Source organism: Pantoea sp. X-Soil-ISGK-285, assembly GCF_059730815.1.
In genome coordinates, this window is the sequence record NZ_AP035938.1 from 3,888,084 (window position 1) to 3,904,325 (window position 16,242).

Sequence of the window (16,242 nt, forward strand, 5' to 3'; positions counted from 1 at the left end):
AGGATGGTCGGGCGTAAAACCTGAAACAGTATCTACCTCTTAAGGAGTATGACAAGCGCCGCTTCGCCGGATCAGCCCAGCATCGTGACCAGTGCGAAACCGGCAAACGCCATCAGCAGCGAACCGATCACATGCACCAGCGCGCTGGTCATCGCCCAGAAATAGTTCCCTGATTGTAGCAACCCCATTAATTCCGCCGTAAAAGAGGAGAAGGTGGTCAGCCCGCCGCACAGTCCGGTGACGATCAGCAGTTTCCAGAATGGGTCGAGGTCGGGATGGCGAACAAACCAGGCCATCGCGCCGCCGATCACCAGACCGCCGATCAGATTCACCAGCAGCGTGCCCGGCGGCAGATTGGGAAAGAGCGCATTAAAGCGCATCGCAAAGAGCCAGCGCAGTACACAGCCGGCAGAGCCGCCGATCATCACAGCCAATAACGGTTTCAACATGTCTTGCTCCTGATTGCAGATTGACGCCGGGCTGAGGGGGAAAGGCAGAGATAAACTGCGCCTGACACCTCAGCTCCCGCGAAAGGATTGAGTGTCAGGCGTCATCAGCCGGTGTAAAGCCCACCGGCGGTTGGGAAAGGTGGCACGCCATCACCTTGAGCCGGTGATAATACGACGCCCGTTTCAGGCTGGCAACAGTGAGGTCATGGCGGCTGAAAACCTTGACGCGCACGCCACAGACGGAGTAATGCTGATGGTTTACAGCCTGTTGCGGAGACCCTATGCGTACCCTGATTTTTGATACCGATATCGGCGTGGATGACGCCTTTGCACTGGCCTATGCGGCGCGGACGCAGCATCTGCTGGGGATTACCACGGTCTTCGGCAACGTGGCAGTGGGTCAGGCGGTGAAAAACGCCCGACTGTTTTGCGGGAAAATGGCGATTAACGCGGAGGTCTATCGCGGCTGTTCACGACCGCTGGCGCTGCCACCCTCTGCGCCTGCCAGACTGCACGGTGAAGATGGGCTGGGCGATGCGTTTGATAATGCCTGCAGCGATCAGGCGCCGGGCGCGGTGCAGTTTATTATCGACAGCGTGCGGGCGCAGCCGCATCAGATCACCCTGGTGGCGATTGGTCCGCTGACCAATATCGCCACGGCCATTAATCAGGCGCCGGATATTATTCCGCTGGTAAAAGAGCTGGTGATCATGGGCGGCGCATTTGGCACCGACGGGCACAGTGGCAACGTGACGCCCTTCAGCGAATTTAATATCTGGAAAGATCCGCATGCTGCCGATCAGGTGCTCGCCTCGGCGCTGAACGTGGTGGTGATCCCGCTGGATGTCACACACAAGGTGCTGATCAGCGGCGATGAGGTTCAGCGTCTGAATCAGCCGGTGCTGAGTGCGATCTGTCGCCCTTACCTGGCTTACAGTCTGGAGAAAGAGGGATTCGAGGGTATGGCGCTGCACGACACCCTGGCGGTGGCGTGGCTCACTCTGCCACAGGCGTTTACCCTGACCGAAAGCCCGCTGCGGGTGATCACGGAGGGCATCGCCTGCGGTCAGACGGTGCGTAAGCTGAGCGCGCTGGCATCCCGCCAGGATCCCTTTAACGGCCTGCCCGCCCAGCATGTCGCACTTGGCGTGGATGCTGACGCGGTGCGGGCGCACTTCTTTCAGACCCTCACCGCGCCCTGAACCACGCGAACCGACTGGCCGCGTTACCGGTCGAAATGAATCACGCCTTTGATCAGCTCGCGGTTGTTGATGATTTGCGCCTCAAAGGTTTCATCCAGCGTGGAGAAGGCCAGATGGTGATTCAGCATCATTTCGGCGCGCAGCTGGCCGCTGGCCATCAGCGAACGCACCCGATCGAAATCTTCACGGGTGGCGTTGCGGCTGCCCATCAGGGTGGTCTCTTTTTTATGGAATTCACTGTCCGGGATCACCAGATCGCCTTTGTGCAGGCCGACATAAACGATAGTGCCGCCGTGTCGCATCAGGTTGACCGCATTGTTCATCGCCGCCGGGCTGCCGGTGGCGTCGATCACCTTCAGCGCCAGACGGCCACCAAACTCCTCGCGCAGCGCGCTGTAAAACGCTTCATCAGCCGGATTCAGTGCCGCCAGGCCGAGCTGGTCAGCAACATGCTGGCGACGAAATTCGCTGGTATCCGCCACCACCACCTGCGCGCCGCTGGCGGCGGCGATAGCGGCAACACCCAGCCCAATCGGTCCGGCACCCACCACCAGCACCTGCTCATTCGCCACAATTGCGGCACGACGCACTGCATGGGCGCTGATGGCAAACGGCTCAATCAGCGCAGCCGCTTCCGGCGCGACATCATCCACCGCCAGCAGCGTGCTGACCGGCACGCTCAGGTAGTCGCAGAACCCGCCATCCTGATGCACACCAATCACTGAGATCTGCTCACAGCAGTTGGTCTTGCCGCTCTGGCAGGCGTCACAGCGCAGGCAGGAGATGTAGGGCATTAACGCCACCCGCTGGCCCGGCTGAAAGCCCTCCACATCACTTCCCGGCGCCACGACTTCGGCACAGATTTCATGGCCCAGCACCCGTGGATAGCTGAAGAATGGCTGATTACCGGACCAGGCGTGGATGTCGGTGCCGCAGATTCCCGCGGTGAGGATTTTAATCACTACCTCGCCAGCGGCGGGCGTGGGGATATCGCGGGTGGTCCATACCATCTTACGTGGTTCAGCGATGACCAGTGCTTTCATTGTTGTCATGGTGATTCTCCGGTTGTCCTGCAGGCAGTTATGGCGAATCCTGCACGCGCTGCGGTGTTCGTTTGCGGGAAGTGTGAAGCACCGCGATTTTTTTGGGCTTTGAATGGTTTTTAATGCATAAAAAACCGGAGAGTGAGATGAGCCGCAGCCAGAATTTGCGCCAGAACGTCATCAACCAGATGCTGGAAAGCATCGCTCAGCACCACATTCGTTCACCGCTGCCGCCCCAGGCGGCACTGGCGGAAATGTTTAATATCAGCCGGACTACGGTGCGTCACACCCTGCACTATCTGCATCAGTGCGGCGTGCTGGATAAGGTGGATCAAACCTGGGTTATCGTGCGCGATCCGCGCGAAGATGACGGTTTTAGCGCGTTAACGCCGCCGATTGAGCAGCAGGCCAGCCACTTTGAGCAGATGTTTTTTAATATGATTAATCAGCGGCAGCTGGTGCCCGGCGATACCTTCAGCGAGCTGCAACTGGCGCAGCAGGTGAAAGTCAGTCCGGTGGTGGTGCGCGAATTCCTGCTGCGCTTTATGCGCTATGACCTGCTGGAGCCGGTCAGACGCGGCCAGTGGCGGATGAAAAAATTCACCCAGGATTACGCCGAGAAGCTGTTTGAACTGCGCGAGATGCTGGAAACCCACGCCCTGAGCCGCTTCCTGAATCTGCCCGCAGGCGACGAGCGCTGGGTTCAGGCGCGGGATCTGCTGGATCGTCACCGATCGATGCGCGATACCATCGCCAGCAACTATCGCCACTTTGCCGCGCTGGATCGTCAGATGCATTCGCTGATTTTATCCGCCGCCAACAACCCGTTTTTCAATCAGTCGCTGGAGATTATCTCGGTGATCTTTCACTCGCATTATCAGTGGGACGAGAGCGACCTCAAGCAGCGAAATATTGTGGCGCTGGAGGAGCATATGGCGATTCTGACCGCGCTGATTGGCCGTCAGGATGTCGACGCCCTCTGTGCATTACATAACCATCTGGCGACCGCTAAAACCTCGATGGTGCGCTCAATCGGTCAGTACAATTAAAAACCGATTAAAAACCACAAAGCATTAGCTCCCGCACGATTCAGAAACATCTTTGCAACATCCTTAACCCTTTGCTCTTAGTCTCGACTGCAACGTCACGGCGGCCTTTTGCCGCTGCGCGCAGACCCCTTCTCACCATAACGATAAGTACCCAGTTTCGGGAGAGTGCAATGGAAAAGACTTCAGTAACCGGCCGCGACAGCGCAGCTGGCGACACGCCATCAGACCAGGATTTCGTGCCGATGCGCAGCGACGTGGTGCGTTCACCGCGTATCCGCAAGATTCAGATCACGGCGATGCTGCTGTTGCTGTTCGCCGCCATCATCAACTATCTGGATCGCAGCTCGCTGTCGGTCGCGAATATGACCATCCGCGAGGAGATGGGGCTGAGCGCCACCGAAATCGGCTTCCTGCTCTCCGCCTTTTCGCTGGCTTACGGCCTGGCGCAACTGCCGTGCGGCGCGCTGCTGGATCGTAAAGGGCCGCGCATTATGCTCGGCATTGGCATGTTTATCTGGTCGCTGTTCCAGGCCGCCTCTGGCCTGGTGCATAACTTTACCCAGTTCATCCTGGTGCGCATCGGCCTCGGCATTGGTGAAGCGCCGATGAACCCGTGCGGCGTGAAAGTGATCAACGACTGGTTCAACATTAAAGATCGCGGCATGCCGATGGGGATGTTCAATGCGGCTTCGATGATTGGACTGTCGGTGGCTCCGCCGATTCTGGCGGCGATGATGCTGGTGATGGGCTGGCGTGGCATGTTTGTCACGATCGGTATCCTCGGCATGTTCCTCGCTATCGGCTGGTATATGATCTACCGCGACCGCGACAACAACACCCTGAGCGCTGAAGAGATCCACTATCTGCAGGCGGGCAGCGTCGCCTCGCGTAAAGAGCCGATCAGCTTCAAAGAGTGGCGCGGCCTGTTTATGCAGCGCACCATGTGGGGGATGATGATTGGCTTCAGCGGCATCAACTACACCGCCTGGCTCTATATCGCCTGGCTGCCGGGCTATCTGCAGTCGACCTATCATCTCGATCTTAAAAGTACCGGCCTGCTGGCGGCGATTCCGTTCCTGTTCGGTGCGGCGGGTATGCTGCTGAATGGCTATGTGGTCGACTCGCTGGTGCGTCGCGGCTTTAACGCGGTGAAAACCCGCAAAGTCTGCATCGTCAGCGGGATGCTGCTGTCCGCCGGCTTTACCGCCGTGGTGACCCGCGCGACCGACACCACCAGCGCGGTAACGCTGATTGGGATGGCGCTGTTCTGTATCCACTTCGCCGGAACGTCGTGCTGGGGATTGATCCACGCCAACGTCACCGCCCGTATGACAGCGTCTGTCGGCAGCATCCAGAACTTCGCCAGCTTTATCTTCGCCTCGTTCGCGCCGGTCATCACTGGCTGGGTGCTCGACACCACCAAATCGTTCAGCATGGCGCTGATGATTTGTGCCTGCGTGACGCTGGTTGGCGCACTCGCCTACCTGCTGCTGGTGCGCCAGCCGATCACCGACGGCGAATAATCACGACTGACGGCGCGACTGCTACGTCAGCGCCGTCAGGGTGACCCCATATTTCGCACCATAACGCTGAATACCCGTCATCACCTTCTCCGCGCTCAGCGCGGGTGGAGGTGGCAACAGCGGCGCCCGTTCACGCAGCGCCGAGTCGAAACGGGCAAACGTCGCGAAATCACGCGGGAAACGTTCTTCATCCACGCCAATCAATACGCCTTCATCACGTGCATGGGAGAGCAGCGCCCGCCAGCGGTCAATCTCCGCCAGACCGATACTGTCGGTGCCGTGAGAAAAGAGCATCATGTCGATGTTGCGGAACGGCGGCTGTTTTTCCAGGAAGCGTTGCAGGGCCGAGGCCGAGGATTCGTTGCTGAAGCTCAGCCAGAATGGAATCGCCTGCTGCTGCTGAGTGCACCACGGGTCCATCAACAGGAAGCTGTCCACCGTCAGCCGGGTCGGTAAAATTCCCGCCGCCAGATACCAGTCGCGGTAGATCTCAGCCACCACATAACTCATCGCCTCCGGATCTTCGTAACGAATCTCCATCAGCTTCCAGTTCTGAGCTTCCGCCAGTTTTTTCAGCGGCGAAATCAGATAACCATCCAGTCCCCACTCCGCTTCCGGCACGTGGTCAGTAATGGCCGGCGGCGTCCAGCGCTCGCGATCGATGCCATAGCGTGCCAGATATTCCGCCACCCGCGGGCCGCCCTGTAAGTACTCTTTTTCTGTTGCGCCGCCGAGCGCACCAAACTGGAAAAACGAACGATCGCTGGTGCGGGTTACCGGCCACTGTCGGGTGCAGTGATTGATAAACAGCGTGGAGCCAGCGGGCAGACTTCCCATCAGGAATTCGTTAAAGGCCAGCGGCAGCTCGCGCAGTTTCAGCCGGAAATAGCGCATCTGGTCGAGCATCAGCCGATCCTGATTCGGGTCATGCATATGGTGAACCGCAAGACGCGGCCAGGCGGCCAGCAGTGCCGCCGCCACCTCTTTACCCTGCTCAAAACTCGCCTGTACATCATCGGGATCGCTATTGGCCGCGCGCACCGGACAGAGAAAGGTTTGCGGCAGCCAGGGCACGCCCATCGCTGACGCCAGATGCACCAGCGCGCCGTTCGATGAACCGATAAAGGCCGCCGGATAATCCTGTTGCGGGTATTCACTCACCATCCATTCGGCGATCCCTTCCACATCCAGTTCACCCGCCTGACGCAGGCTGATGCCTTCTGCCATGCCGCCCAGCGCATAGCCCCACTCACGCAGTCCGGTCGGCAGCCGGTTCAGTGAGGGCAACAGGCGATCCAGCGTCGGTGACTGGCTGGGGCTGGCAAAGGGGCGGTCGTGCAGCGCATTGGCCAGCGCAAGCAGCATGGCGGCAGCAGAGTCAAAGCGGGCAATCCCTCTTGGTGGTTTACTCATGTTGATCCTCCTGCTGGATACGTGCCAGGAACGGGCGGATGGCGTGACAGAAACTCCACGGGTAGACGTAGTGCAATGTGTGCGTCCCGTCGCGTAATGTCAGTCTTTCGCTGCGCGGCATCAGGGCGGCGAGTTCATCCAGCCAGCGGGCCGGACAGACGGGATCGCGCGAGCCCCGCAGCAGCAACGTGGGTGCGTTAATGTAAGTAAGGCGATGCTCAATGCGGTCGCGCATCATGGCACGCAGGGTACCGAAGGCGCGCCGCAGGCCCGCTTTGGCATAATCGATTCGGGCCAGTGGCCCCGGTGGACGACGGGATTCCAGCCGGCCATTACGCCAGTCGCGCCAGAGCTGACGCGGCAGACTGCGGGCATGACGATCGACCGTCGGCCCCTGCAGCACCAGTCCCGCCACAGCCTGTGGGTGTTTCACCGCCAGCGCGGCCAGAATCTGGCAGCCAAACGAATTGCCGACCCAAATAGCGCGCTGGAAACCGTTATGCTGTAACCACAGCCACAGCGCATCCGCCAGCTGATCCACCGACATGATCGGCGCAGAAGGGGGCAGTGTGCTGGCGCCAAAACCGGGCAGATCCGGCACCAGCACGTGATAGTCGCGCCCCAGCGCCAGCGCCAGTGGCTCCATCGCCCGGCCCGACATCACCAGACCGTGGATTAACACGACCGGCAGTCCCTGAGCCTCATTGGGCGTAACGCGGGTAAACATGCGCCAGTCACCAATCTGCTGATAATAACCGGCCAGACCGGCGTGATGACTGTTCGGCGACACCGGCGGCGTCTCCTTAAGCTGCCGCCAGCGTTTCATGCCCCATAACGTGGCCGCCACACCCAATCCAACACCTGCCACAATCGCTGCCTGTTTTCGTCGATGCTTCTGGATCATCCGCTGCTCCTGGTTTGGGGAGAATAATTCAGTGTAGGTCGGGATCAGGCAGCAGGCGGGTTATCCGCGCGATGGTGTGAAAAAGTATGGGGTTTCGCCTAAGAAGACGCTGGCATTGCGGGTGATGAACTCTGGCGGGAGATCTGTCTGGTGTAAGCGGGAAGGCAGTGACTGAAACACCCGAGGAGTATCGCTTTACATTCAATGCCCGATATCCAGCGTTAGCAAAAGAAATGGATTACTTGCTGGTAATCAGTAATACGCCTCAGGGGAGCATCGCTGATTTCAAAAGGCGCGTTATGGCTTTTGCCCGATGGCTTAACGTCACATTTCATCACGGGCAGGGCTTATGAAGAGAGGATTAACATCGGGGTAGCCTGATAAACGTGGAGCAGGTCAACGGACCAGAGATAATACGAATTTCAGGCAATAAAAAACCCGCACCGGGCGGGTTTCTTTTATTATCAGCAGAGCTTATCTGCTCAGACTTATGTCTTCATCGCTATTGTAAACGTCGCTGATAATGAGCGCGGCTTACTGCGCTGTGACGTTGCCAGCTGCAGGGCCTTTGGCGCCATTTTCAATGGTGAAGGAGACTTTCTGACCTTCATCAAGCGTTTTGTAGTTATCACCCTGGATAGCAGAGAAATGTACGAATACATCTTTGCTGCCATCATCGGGAGTGATAAAGCCAAAACCTTTATCTGAATTAAACCATTTTACTAAACCAGTCATTTTGTTAGACATAGATATTTCCTTAATCGATTAGCCACTAAGAGCGGCGAAGATGGCCTGTAGTTAGAGATTTACTTATTGGGCACTTAGGAGGAGGCTCTCGAAGAAGGATATCTGTGGATAACACTTGAACTGAGGACTACTTTACTAAAACTGCTTTCATAAGGTCTGTGTTCCAAACCGATGACGCATTAAGACATAGCGATAATAATTTAGCAATGTATATGTTTATTTATTTTAACCATTTAAACGCTCAGATGGCTGAATGGCTGTTTTATTTTGACTGCTCAGGAAGTGCTTCAGGCTCCGCTGTGTGCGAAGAGGAGCAGGCTAATCCTGTCATAATGACGGTGCCGATTTAACGTTGATGCTTAACAATAAACAGAGCCTGTAATGTCACATCGCCTAAAAATTTCCGCACGGCCAGTGAAGCGCTGTCATCGCCCTCTTCATCTGTGAGCTTTACCTGCTGCATATCGTACGCCCGGCTCTTCGGTATCTTTCATCCTGATACCGGTCAGTATCCGGACGACCTGCCCGCCCTCACCCCGCATCTGAAATGCTGGAGGTTTGCCACCCGCCTCCATTCTGGTGCAGAAGCAGCCTGCCGCGATGAGCGAGAAGCGGGCTAAACCCTACCTGTCCGCCCATTTTGGGCATGCTGACTGTCTCAGTGACCGTGAACGGTCAATCCTACGAGCCGGATAACAACAGGACGGACAACCAGTATGCAAAAGAAAGCGGCTGGCATGGCGACCTGGTAAGCATCCATCACATTTGTCATGTAATGAGGCCCCATTCCGAATTCGGCTAACGTGATGACCAGACTCATCAGGAACGCCATGATGATCGCCATATAAAGTGCAAATATGTAAGGTGTCGTGCGCACCGGCAAGCGGGTCCGTAAGGTTTTTTTTGTTGCAGCATCAGTCATCTGAATATCCTGTTTAACAAAAGTAGATAAGACTGTGGCTAACTTAACAAGCTTATGCGGGGGGTTGTAGAGCGGTTATGCTTTAATCATTATTAAGTAAAAGTGACGAATTAACGGTTGAGGATACGATGGACATTTTAGGGCTGATTAGCACTTTTATCCGCGTGGTGGAAAACGGCAGTATTGCAGCGGCGGCACGCGCTAAAGGTATGAGTCCGGCAGCAGTCAGCCAGAGTCTTTCCCGTCTTGAAGCGCATCTGGGCGTGCGACTGCTATCGCGCACCACCCGCAGCATGACCTTAACGGAAAACGGTAAACGCTATTTCGAGAAAGTCCGTCACATCCCACATGATATCGAACTCGCCTCTCAGGCTGCTGCGAATGAAACCAAACCACAGGGGCCACTTTGTATCGCTACGACAGCCGCGTTTGGTCGGTACGTTCTGGCTCCCCTTATGCCCGCTTTCAAAGCGTCTTTCCCCGATATAGATATTGAACTGATCAGTACCGATCGCAACGTCGATCATCGCCTGGAAGGCGTCGATGTCAGTATCCGCATTGAAGCACAGCTGAATGATCAACTGATCGCCAGAAAAATTGCATCGTTACCCTTTATATTCTGTGCGGCTCCCGCTTATCTTGATCGCGCTGGTACGCCTCAGACGCCTGGAGAACTTAGCCAGCACGCCTGCCTGGTTTTCCGCTATCCCACCGACAGACGGTTTCTGCCATGGACGTTTATGGTCAACGGACAGCCTGTTAATGCAAAACTCAACCCCAGTTTTATCAGCGATGATATTGATATCATCGCCAGAATAGCCGTAAACGGCGGCGGCATTGCCCGTCTGGCAAGTTTTGTTGCTCAGCCACTGATAGACAGCGGTCTGCTAAGGCCTTTGGCCTGGCCAGGTCACAGTGGCGAGAGCACCATTGAGTCCCTGCCGATGAATATCTATGCCTGTGTCACCGAACGTTCGGCACTCAATTCGAAAGTACGGACATTTATTGAATTTGTGGCCGATGCGATTTAAGACAGGAGCGTTTTTGCCGGGCGAAAATTGTCCGTACTTTTCGGTTTATCCACCCGCAAAAGTAATTCACCGCTGCCGGTCGCGGTTATACAGAAAGCGGCCCTTTTGACGATGTGCAGAAGGAATATAAGCACGCTTTGAGAAGGGGTTTAACGCGGTGAGAATGGGATACCAAAAGTATCTGGCAGTCAGTAAAAACTGCCAGAATTGAGGAATGAAAAGTCGTTATCAGTCGCTAATTCTGATGACGATTTTGCCAAATGCACCACGGGAGAGATGCCGGAAGGCTTCAACCGCCTCATTAAAGCTGTAAACCTGTTCAATGACGGGTTTAATATTATGTTTATTGAGGAACGGATTCATCCGATCAAACGAGGAGCGTGGTGCAACCGCAATGCCCCGGATTTTTGTCTGACGGAAAATTAACGGCATCAAATCAAGTTGTGCTGTCTGGCCGGTAAGAAATCCTACCTGAGCAATCGTACCGGCAACTTTTGTCGCAGCAATTGACTGATTGATGCCATTGCCCCCGGCGACATCTATCGTTACGTCAGCGCCTTTACCATCAGTCATTTCAAGCACTTTTCTTTCCCACTCAGGGTATTTTTTATAGTTAATCCCTTCATCTGCTCCCAGTGATTTAATGCGCTCAAGGTTTGCATCGTTACTGGAGGTGGCAATGACACGTGCACCATAGGCATGCGCTATCTGAGCAGCGAAGACCGATACGCCACCGGTTCCCTGTACGAGCACGGTCTGACCGGGCTGCAGATTGCCGATATCCATTAGCGAGTACCATGCCGTAAGCGCAGCGATGGGAAGTGTAGAAGCTTCTTCATCGGTCATGCTGTCAGGCGCTTTAACTGCGCTGTCCTCATGAATAATCATGTACTCAGCCAGCCCGCCGGGTAACGGCATTCCAATACACCATGCTGGCTCATCGGCCGCAGGTTCACCCTCTAACCAGCGTGAATAGAGATGCGAGTTAACGCGATCACCCGTGCTAAAACGGGACACACCCTGCCCCGTGGCAACAACGGTACCCGTGGCATCAGAGACAGGAATCAGTGGCTTTGGAACCAGATGAGGCTCATAGAAGCCCTCTACTATTGCCTTATCCCTGAAGTTCAGAGACACCGCGCCAACTTTAACCAGAAGTTCACCCGGACCAGGTACAGGCGTTTCCACCTCTTCAAGCTTTAAGTTTTTAAGGCCAAAATCTTTCAGTAACCATGCTTTCATTTTGTCATTTCCCATGTGTATGCATCGAATAGGACGATGATAAAAAAAGCAGGGAGGCGTAAAAAGCCACGTAAAAGGACTTCAGTGTTACTGCAGGAGAAACAATCGGAATGAGATATAATCCGCAATACACTATTTCGGCAGGAATATTTTTTGCGGAGTTAAATGATGCGCTCTAACATGCTGGAATTGATGGATATTTTTGTTCACGTCGTTGAATTCCGTAGTTTCACCCGGGCCGCTGACGCCTTGCAGCTGCATCGCCCTGCGGTCAGTAAGTCCGTACAACAACTGGAAGACAAGCTTGGCGTTAAGCTATTGCACCGCACAACGCGCAGTCTGAGTGTGACCGTTGAAGGGGAGGAAATTTATCAGCGGGCTAAAACGCTGCTGAGTGATGCCAGCGATATAATGGCTTCTTACTCTTCAAATCAGCGACCTCGTGGCCAGCTGCGCATTGATGTTCCACTGGCGCTGGCGCACAGTATCCTGATCCCACAATTAAGCGAGTTTCAGGCTTTATATCCTGAAATTGAAATAGTCTTAACCGCTTCAGATCGCCTGACCCATTTAATTACAGAGGGTGTGGACTGTGTTATTCGTCTCGGTGAGCTTGCTGATTCGAATTTTATTTCGCGCAGAATGGGCAGCCTGCAGATGGTCACCTGTGCAGCACCCTCTTATCTGGATAAATATGGCACCCCTTTAACGCCTGATGACCTTAAAGATCATAAAGCCATTTATTTTTTTAATGAACACAGTCGGGACATCCAGGAATGGAAATTTGTCATGAATGGCGAAATTGTTTCACGGCATCCGGGAAGCAGCATACGAGTTAACAATTCTGACGTCCTTCTTTCCTGTGGCGTGGCGGGCCTCGGCATGCTTCACGCATTATATACGGCATTAAAGCCCTGCCTCGAAACAGGCCAGCTGAAGGAAGTATTATCGGGTTATGCGACTGTGACGAAACCGGTTTCTATACTCTACCCTGACCGACGCTATCTTCCGCCTAAGGTCCGGGTTTTTATCGAATGGTTTACTGAAATATTCAGGAAGAATCATCAGGGTTAACCGTGAATCTTTGTTTCGGCACAGGCAATCCCGTGACCCATTAAAAGTGCTTGTTTCCTGTTTAAGGTATGCCGCCATTTTGTCTGGCATCCGGAAATCTCCCGGGCAGATTAGATCACTGCAGCAACGTCTTTTCTGGCTCAAAGTGACGCATAACGGGAAAATCAGAAGGAGAGGAGTTGCAACAAACAGGATGCACCCGAAGTGCAAAAACGCGGGTTTAAATCAGCAGAAGCAAAGGCAGAAAAAGCAGAAAAAGCAGAAAAGGTGATAATCACAGGTCGATCCCTGACCGCGATTATCGAGGGTTTCTTGCGGGGTGCTTAGTACATGGCACCCGGCGGTACGTGTTTGAACGTCTCAACGTAAGCGCGGAACACGTGTTTAAAAATACGTTTCATGGAACACCTGATTCAAATTTAGTTGAACATATACCGAAAAAGTATAGCTCCTGTGCGTTTTAACAGCAAATAAATTTGAACCAGATCACAAAAATGGCGGTTTTATGTGCAAAAGCCCTACGCGGTGTAGCCGAGATGCTGCAACAGAATGGTAGAGCCGACGGCAATCAGCACTACTCCACCCAGCACTTCCGCCCATTTGCCCAGGATCGGACCGATAAAGCGCCCGACTAATACGCCAGTCGTCGCCATCACCGTAGTGGCTGCACCAATGGTCAGCGCGGTAGTAATGATGTTCACCTGCAGGAAAGCCAGACCCACACCAACAGCCAGCGCATCCAGGCTGGTCGCGACGGCAGTTGTCGCCAGGACCATAAAGCCATGACTTTGCGGAGCTTCACAGGGTTCTGCAACAGCAGTCTGACGGAAGCCTTCCATCATCATTCGGCCACCCAGAAACGCAAGCAGGATGAAGGCAACCCAGTGATCCCACGCCATGATGTAACGGCTGGCGGCCAGGCCAAGCGCCCAGCCAATCAGCGGCGTCAGCGCTTCAATTGAGCCGAAAATCAGACCGGTACGCAGCGCTTCTTTAAAACCGGGACGATGCAATGTGGCACCTTTGCCCAGAGCAGCAGCAAACGCGTCCATCGACATGCCCAGCGCAAGAATTAAAGTGGCAATAAAGGTCATGATTTATTCACCTGGGGCGAAAAAGCGGCAATTCACGCTGAATTCACCACACAAAGTGTTCAGTTATGAAAAAGTGGGCGCAGTCTACCATGCAAACCCAAAGATAAAAAGACAGTAAAATCAGGGATTTAAGTATAGCAAAGGCTATAACTCTTATCATCCGCTATGAATCGAGCTAAGTCGATGGTAGCAAAGCGTTTTCTGACCATTTCTCTGGCCATGTAGCATGCCGGATGCGCACGAAGCAGCGCGCCACCATTGAACCGTGTCGCCGTTTACCGGAAAATGCCGGGCTGATAAATATGGGATACTGGTTATGAATAACCCTTTTGAAACGTTGATCGTGCCTGGTGGCATTTTATTGCTGGGCTTTCTCTCGGCGCTGCTGCTGCCCGCGCCCGCCTTTAGCGTGACGGTGGCGCAGCATCTGTTGCAGATGTTCCATTTGCAGGACCTGAATCAGCTCTACACGGTGGTGTTTTGCGTCTGGTTTTTGCTGCTGGGCGCACTGGAGTTTTTTGTTATCCGTTTTGTCTGGCGTCGCTGGTTCAGAGGCTGACAGCAGGATACGCATCGACCAGCGCCTTTAGCCGTTCGGCACTGCGCGCATAACCTTCACGTGGCAGATGGGCCGTCCCCAGTAACAGGCCCGCACCGCGCTGATCCGCCTGCTGATACCAGATCGACAGCGGCGACGGTGCCATGCCCCACTCCACCGCCTGCTGCGCAATCACCTGATCCGGTGAACCGGCGGGTAAACGGACAATCACCGCCAGCCCGGCGCGTTGCAGGTCAGGAAAGTGAGGATGCAGCGCCGCGATCATCTGCTCCAGCCGCTCATGATAGACGCGCTTCATGCGCCGCAGATGCCGCATAAAGTGGCCATCCCGCAGAAATTCCGCCACCGCATTATGCAGCAATCCGGAGGAGGCAGGCGAAAGCAACGCGCAGACCTCGCCGAACCGGGCCGTCAGCGCGGGTGGCACCACCATAAAACCGAGCCGCAGTTGCGGCGTTAGCGTCTTGCTGAACGTGCCGATGTGCAACACCCGCCCCTGGCTGTCGAGCGCGGCCAGTGCCGGCGCGGCGCGATTGCCGGGCTGAAGCTCGCCGAGATAGTCATCTTCGATAATCCAGCGCTGCGCGCGGCTGGCCCAGTTAAGCAGGGCATGCCGGCGTGCCAGGCTCATCGTCATACCAAGCGGCGCCTGCTGTCCCGGCGTGACCAGCGCAAAAGCGGCATCCGGCGCGCGGGCGATCCCGGCCTCAACCTGCAACCCTTCGGCATCAACCGGCACGGCAACCGGCGTGACGCGCAGCGCTTCAACCGCGCGACGCGCCACCCAGAATCCGGGATCTTCCAGCCATGCTGTTTTACCCTGAAAATTCATCGCCAGCCCAATCAGTCCCATTGCGCCAGCATAGCCGCTGGTAATAATGATCTGGTCCGCCTGACAGCGCAGGCCGCGTGCCACCGCAAGGTAGGCCACCAGCGCCTGCCGCAACGCTAAGCTGCCGCGGGGATCGGGATAGCTGGCCGGTCTGCTGACCTGCAGGCGCGTCTGACGCTGCAGAATGCGCAGCCAGACTTTGGCCGGGAATGCATCGCTGGCAGGAATGCCCATCTGGAAGGTCAGCGGTGGCGCTTCATACTCCTCTGCACCCTCCAGCAGCTGGCGTTCAGCCTCGGCATTGACCGGTTTTAACGGCGGTAATGGGCTGACGAAGGTACCCGCTGCGCCTCTGGCCTGCAGAAACTGACCATCAACCAGCATGTCATAACTGGCGCGAACGGTGCCACGCGCCACGCCGAGCTGAGCGGCCAGATCGCGGCAGGAAGGCAGACGTGCGCCAGGTTGTAAACGTCCTTCACCAATCGCCTGTTCGATCAGCTGGCGCAGTTGTTCACTGAGGCCACGTGACGCGCCGCGCTGCAGTGTCAGCGTGGAAAGCGGCGATGGACCAGTCAGACTCTCATTTTTTGGCACTTTATCTGCTCCATTGAAAGGCTGAAAATCGCCTTATCAACCCTGAATGAGGCAATAAGATGAGCGAACGTATCGATTTTCACAGTGCAGCACCGGCGGGCATGAAAGCACTGGGCGGCGTATACAGTTATCTGGCACAAACCGATCTGCCGCTCACTTTACTGGAACTGCTGTTCCTGCGCATATCGCAGATTAATGGCTGTGCCTACTGCATTGATTTACATACCAAAGCACTGAATAAGTCGGGCATGGGCTGGGATAAGATCGTGCTGACCTCGGTCTGGCAGGAATCCGGTACGCTGTTCAGTGATAAAGAGAAGGCTGCCCTGTACTGGGCTGAATGCCTGACCCTTATTGCTCAGCAGGGTGCGCCAGACGACCGCTATACCGCACTGAAAGCGCACTTCAGTGAAAAAGAGATTGTCGATCTGAACATCGCGATTGGTCTGATGAACACCTACAACCGCATGGCGATAAGTCTGAAAAAGTTGCCCGCCAGCGCCATTCAGTCATAAGTGAATCCGATGCGTGCGCCGGTGTGCACGCATTTTCAGACTCACA

General features: G+C 55.4%; 17 protein-coding genes and 1 riboswitch. Of the genes, 7 read left to right on the plus strand and 10 right to left on the minus strand.

Annotated features, from left to right (window positions below; all coding sequences use genetic code 11):
- Nucleotides 1-71 precede the first annotated feature (71 nt).
- Nucleotides 72-449 carry a fluoride efflux transporter CrcB gene (crcB, locus tag AC6I8B_RS18380; RefSeq protein WP_033773110.1) on the minus strand — a complete coding sequence of 126 codons (378 nt, stop codon included), beginning with the start codon at nt 447-449 and terminating at the stop codon, nt 72-74.
- An 88-nt stretch (nt 450-537) separates the two neighbouring features.
- Nucleotides 538-613, minus strand: a riboswitch (Fluoride riboswitch).
- A gap of 117 nt (nt 614-730) precedes the next feature.
- On the opposite strand from crcB, the gene AC6I8B_RS18385 reads away from it, so the two are divergent.
- Nucleotides 731-1,651: a nucleoside hydrolase gene (locus AC6I8B_RS18385; protein WP_157353966.1), complete on the plus strand. Its 921-nt coding sequence runs from the start codon at nt 731-733 to the stop codon at nt 1,649-1,651.
- A gap of 23 nt (nt 1,652-1,674) precedes the next feature.
- Here the strand turns inward: AC6I8B_RS18385 and AC6I8B_RS18390 are convergent, their stop codons facing one another.
- The gene (locus tag AC6I8B_RS18390) at nt 1,675-2,703 is read right to left on the minus strand and encodes a zinc-binding alcohol dehydrogenase family protein (protein ID WP_157353969.1); all 1,029 of its coding nucleotides are present in this window, start codon (nt 2,701-2,703) and stop codon (nt 1,675-1,677) included.
- Nucleotides 2,704-2,840: 137 nt separating this feature from the next.
- Between AC6I8B_RS18390 and AC6I8B_RS18395 the strand changes: the two genes are divergently transcribed.
- Nucleotides 2,841-3,743 (plus strand): GntR family transcriptional regulator, encoded by a 903-nt coding sequence (locus AC6I8B_RS18395; RefSeq protein WP_010671481.1) that lies wholly within the window; start codon nt 2,841-2,843, stop codon nt 3,741-3,743.
- Between the two features lie 170 nt (nt 3,744-3,913).
- Complete coding sequence (locus AC6I8B_RS18400; protein WP_157353971.1) at nt 3,914-5,266, plus strand: MFS transporter; 1,353 nt, start codon at nt 3,914-3,916, stop codon at nt 5,264-5,266.
- Between the two features lie 21 nt (nt 5,267-5,287).
- Here AC6I8B_RS18400 and AC6I8B_RS18405 read toward each other — a convergent pair whose 3' ends face one another.
- The 4 genes from AC6I8B_RS18405 to AC6I8B_RS18420 all read right to left on the minus strand — a co-directional run bounded on the left by AC6I8B_RS18405 (nt 5,288) and on the right by AC6I8B_RS18420 (nt 9,252).
- Complete coding sequence (locus AC6I8B_RS18405) at nt 5,288-6,679, minus strand: hypothetical protein (protein ID WP_425031982.1); 1,392 nt, start codon at nt 6,677-6,679, stop codon at nt 5,288-5,290.
- The gene (locus AC6I8B_RS18410) at nt 6,672-7,583 is read right to left on the minus strand and encodes an alpha/beta fold hydrolase (protein WP_033766570.1); all 912 of its coding nucleotides are present in this window, start codon (nt 7,581-7,583) and stop codon (nt 6,672-6,674) included. The genes AC6I8B_RS18405 and AC6I8B_RS18410 overlap by 8 nt, the downstream gene beginning before the upstream one ends.
- 534 nt (nt 7,584-8,117) lie before the next feature.
- Complete coding sequence (gene cspE / locus AC6I8B_RS18415) at nt 8,118-8,330, minus strand: transcription antiterminator/RNA stability regulator CspE (RefSeq protein WP_010671477.1); 213 nt, start codon at nt 8,328-8,330, stop codon at nt 8,118-8,120.
- A 658-nt stretch (nt 8,331-8,988) separates the two neighbouring features.
- Complete coding sequence (locus AC6I8B_RS18420; RefSeq protein ID WP_033759152.1) at nt 8,989-9,252, minus strand: DUF2798 domain-containing protein; 264 nt, start codon at nt 9,250-9,252, stop codon at nt 8,989-8,991.
- Nucleotides 9,253-9,380: 128 nt separating this feature from the next.
- On the opposite strand from AC6I8B_RS18420, the gene AC6I8B_RS18425 reads away from it, so the two are divergent.
- Nucleotides 9,381-10,283, plus strand: coding sequence for a LysR family transcriptional regulator (locus tag AC6I8B_RS18425; RefSeq protein WP_497817537.1), 903 nt, complete (start codon nt 9,381-9,383; stop codon nt 10,281-10,283).
- Between the two features lie 228 nt (nt 10,284-10,511).
- Here the strand turns inward: AC6I8B_RS18425 and AC6I8B_RS18430 are convergent, their stop codons facing one another.
- Nucleotides 10,512-11,525, minus strand: a complete 1,014-nt coding sequence (locus AC6I8B_RS18430) for a zinc-dependent alcohol dehydrogenase family protein (RefSeq protein WP_497817538.1) — start codon at nt 11,523-11,525, stop codon at nt 10,512-10,514.
- A 168-nt stretch (nt 11,526-11,693) separates the two neighbouring features.
- On the opposite strand from AC6I8B_RS18430, the gene AC6I8B_RS18435 reads away from it, so the two are divergent.
- Nucleotides 11,694-12,599, plus strand: coding sequence for a LysR family transcriptional regulator (locus AC6I8B_RS18435; protein WP_033781012.1), 906 nt, complete (start codon nt 11,694-11,696; stop codon nt 12,597-12,599).
- A 323-nt stretch (nt 12,600-12,922) separates the two neighbouring features.
- Here the strand turns inward: AC6I8B_RS18435 and azuC are convergent, their stop codons facing one another.
- Both azuC and mntP read right to left on the minus strand, forming a co-directional pair.
- A complete protein-coding gene (gene azuC, locus AC6I8B_RS18440) occupies nt 12,923-13,000 on the minus strand; it encodes a stress response protein AzuC (protein ID WP_111534772.1) in 78 nt (25 codons plus the stop codon).
- Between the two features lie 117 nt (nt 13,001-13,117).
- Complete coding sequence (gene mntP / locus AC6I8B_RS18445) at nt 13,118-13,693, minus strand: manganese efflux pump MntP (RefSeq protein WP_010253515.1); 576 nt, start codon at nt 13,691-13,693, stop codon at nt 13,118-13,120.
- Between the two features lie 316 nt (nt 13,694-14,009).
- On the opposite strand from mntP, the gene AC6I8B_RS18450 reads away from it, so the two are divergent.
- A complete protein-coding gene (locus AC6I8B_RS18450; protein ID WP_010253517.1) occupies nt 14,010-14,252 on the plus strand; it encodes a DUF1158 domain-containing protein in 243 nt (80 codons plus the stop codon).
- On the opposite strand, the gene pdxR is transcribed toward AC6I8B_RS18450, so the two are convergent.
- Nucleotides 14,242-15,681 carry a MocR-like pyridoxine biosynthesis transcription factor PdxR gene (gene pdxR / locus AC6I8B_RS18455; RefSeq protein ID WP_497817539.1) on the minus strand — a complete coding sequence of 480 codons (1,440 nt, stop codon included), beginning with the start codon at nt 15,679-15,681 and terminating at the stop codon, nt 14,242-14,244. The two genes, AC6I8B_RS18450 and pdxR, sit on opposite strands and share 11 nt — an antisense overlap.
- A gap of 59 nt (nt 15,682-15,740) precedes the next feature.
- On the opposite strand from pdxR, the gene AC6I8B_RS18460 reads away from it, so the two are divergent.
- Entirely contained in the window at nt 15,741-16,196 is a 456-nt protein-coding gene (locus tag AC6I8B_RS18460; protein WP_497817540.1) for a carboxymuconolactone decarboxylase family protein, read from the plus strand.
- Nucleotides 16,197-16,242: the final 46 nt, after the last annotated feature.

Bases quoted from the DNA above. Each gene is read 5' to 3' on its own strand.
- AC6I8B_RS18405 (WP_425031982.1), bottom strand. From the start codon at position 6,679: ATGAGTAAACCACCAAGAGGGATTGCCCGCTTTGACTCTGCTGCCGCC.
- AC6I8B_RS18430 (WP_497817538.1), bottom strand. From the start codon at position 11,525: ATGAAAGCATGGTTACTGAAAGATTTTGGCCTTAAAAACTTAAAGCTT.
- AC6I8B_RS18400 (WP_157353971.1), top strand. From the start codon at position 3,914: ATGGAAAAGACTTCAGTAACCGGCCGCGACAGCGCAGCTGGCGACACG.
- AC6I8B_RS18460 (WP_497817540.1), top strand. From the start codon at position 15,741: ATGAGCGAACGTATCGATTTTCACAGTGCAGCACCGGCGGGCATGAAA.
- crcB (WP_033773110.1), bottom strand. From the start codon at position 449: ATGTTGAAACCGTTATTGGCTGTGATGATCGGCGGCTCTGCCGGCTGT.
- azuC (WP_111534772.1), bottom strand. From the start codon at position 13,000: ATGAAACGTATTTTTAAACACGTGTTCCGCGCTTACGTTGAGACGTTC.
- AC6I8B_RS18420 (WP_033759152.1), bottom strand. From the start codon at position 9,252: ATGACTGATGCTGCAACAAAAAAAACCTTACGGACCCGCTTGCCGGTG.
- AC6I8B_RS18395 (WP_010671481.1), top strand. From the start codon at position 2,841: ATGAGCCGCAGCCAGAATTTGCGCCAGAACGTCATCAACCAGATGCTG.
- AC6I8B_RS18385 (WP_157353966.1), top strand. From the start codon at position 731: ATGCGTACCCTGATTTTTGATACCGATATCGGCGTGGATGACGCCTTT.
- AC6I8B_RS18450 (WP_010253517.1), top strand. From the start codon at position 14,010: ATGAATAACCCTTTTGAAACGTTGATCGTGCCTGGTGGCATTTTATTG.
- AC6I8B_RS18410 (WP_033766570.1), bottom strand. From the start codon at position 7,583: ATGATCCAGAAGCATCGACGAAAACAGGCAGCGATTGTGGCAGGTGTT.
- mntP (WP_010253515.1), bottom strand. From the start codon at position 13,693: ATGACCTTTATTGCCACTTTAATTCTTGCGCTGGGCATGTCGATGGAC.
- AC6I8B_RS18435 (WP_033781012.1), top strand. From the start codon at position 11,694: ATGCGCTCTAACATGCTGGAATTGATGGATATTTTTGTTCACGTCGTT.
- AC6I8B_RS18425 (WP_497817537.1), top strand. From the start codon at position 9,381: ATGGACATTTTAGGGCTGATTAGCACTTTTATCCGCGTGGTGGAAAAC.
- cspE (WP_010671477.1), bottom strand. From the start codon at position 8,330: ATGTCTAACAAAATGACTGGTTTAGTAAAATGGTTTAATTCAGATAAA.
- AC6I8B_RS18390 (WP_157353969.1), bottom strand. From the start codon at position 2,703: ATGACAACAATGAAAGCACTGGTCATCGCTGAACCACGTAAGATGGTA.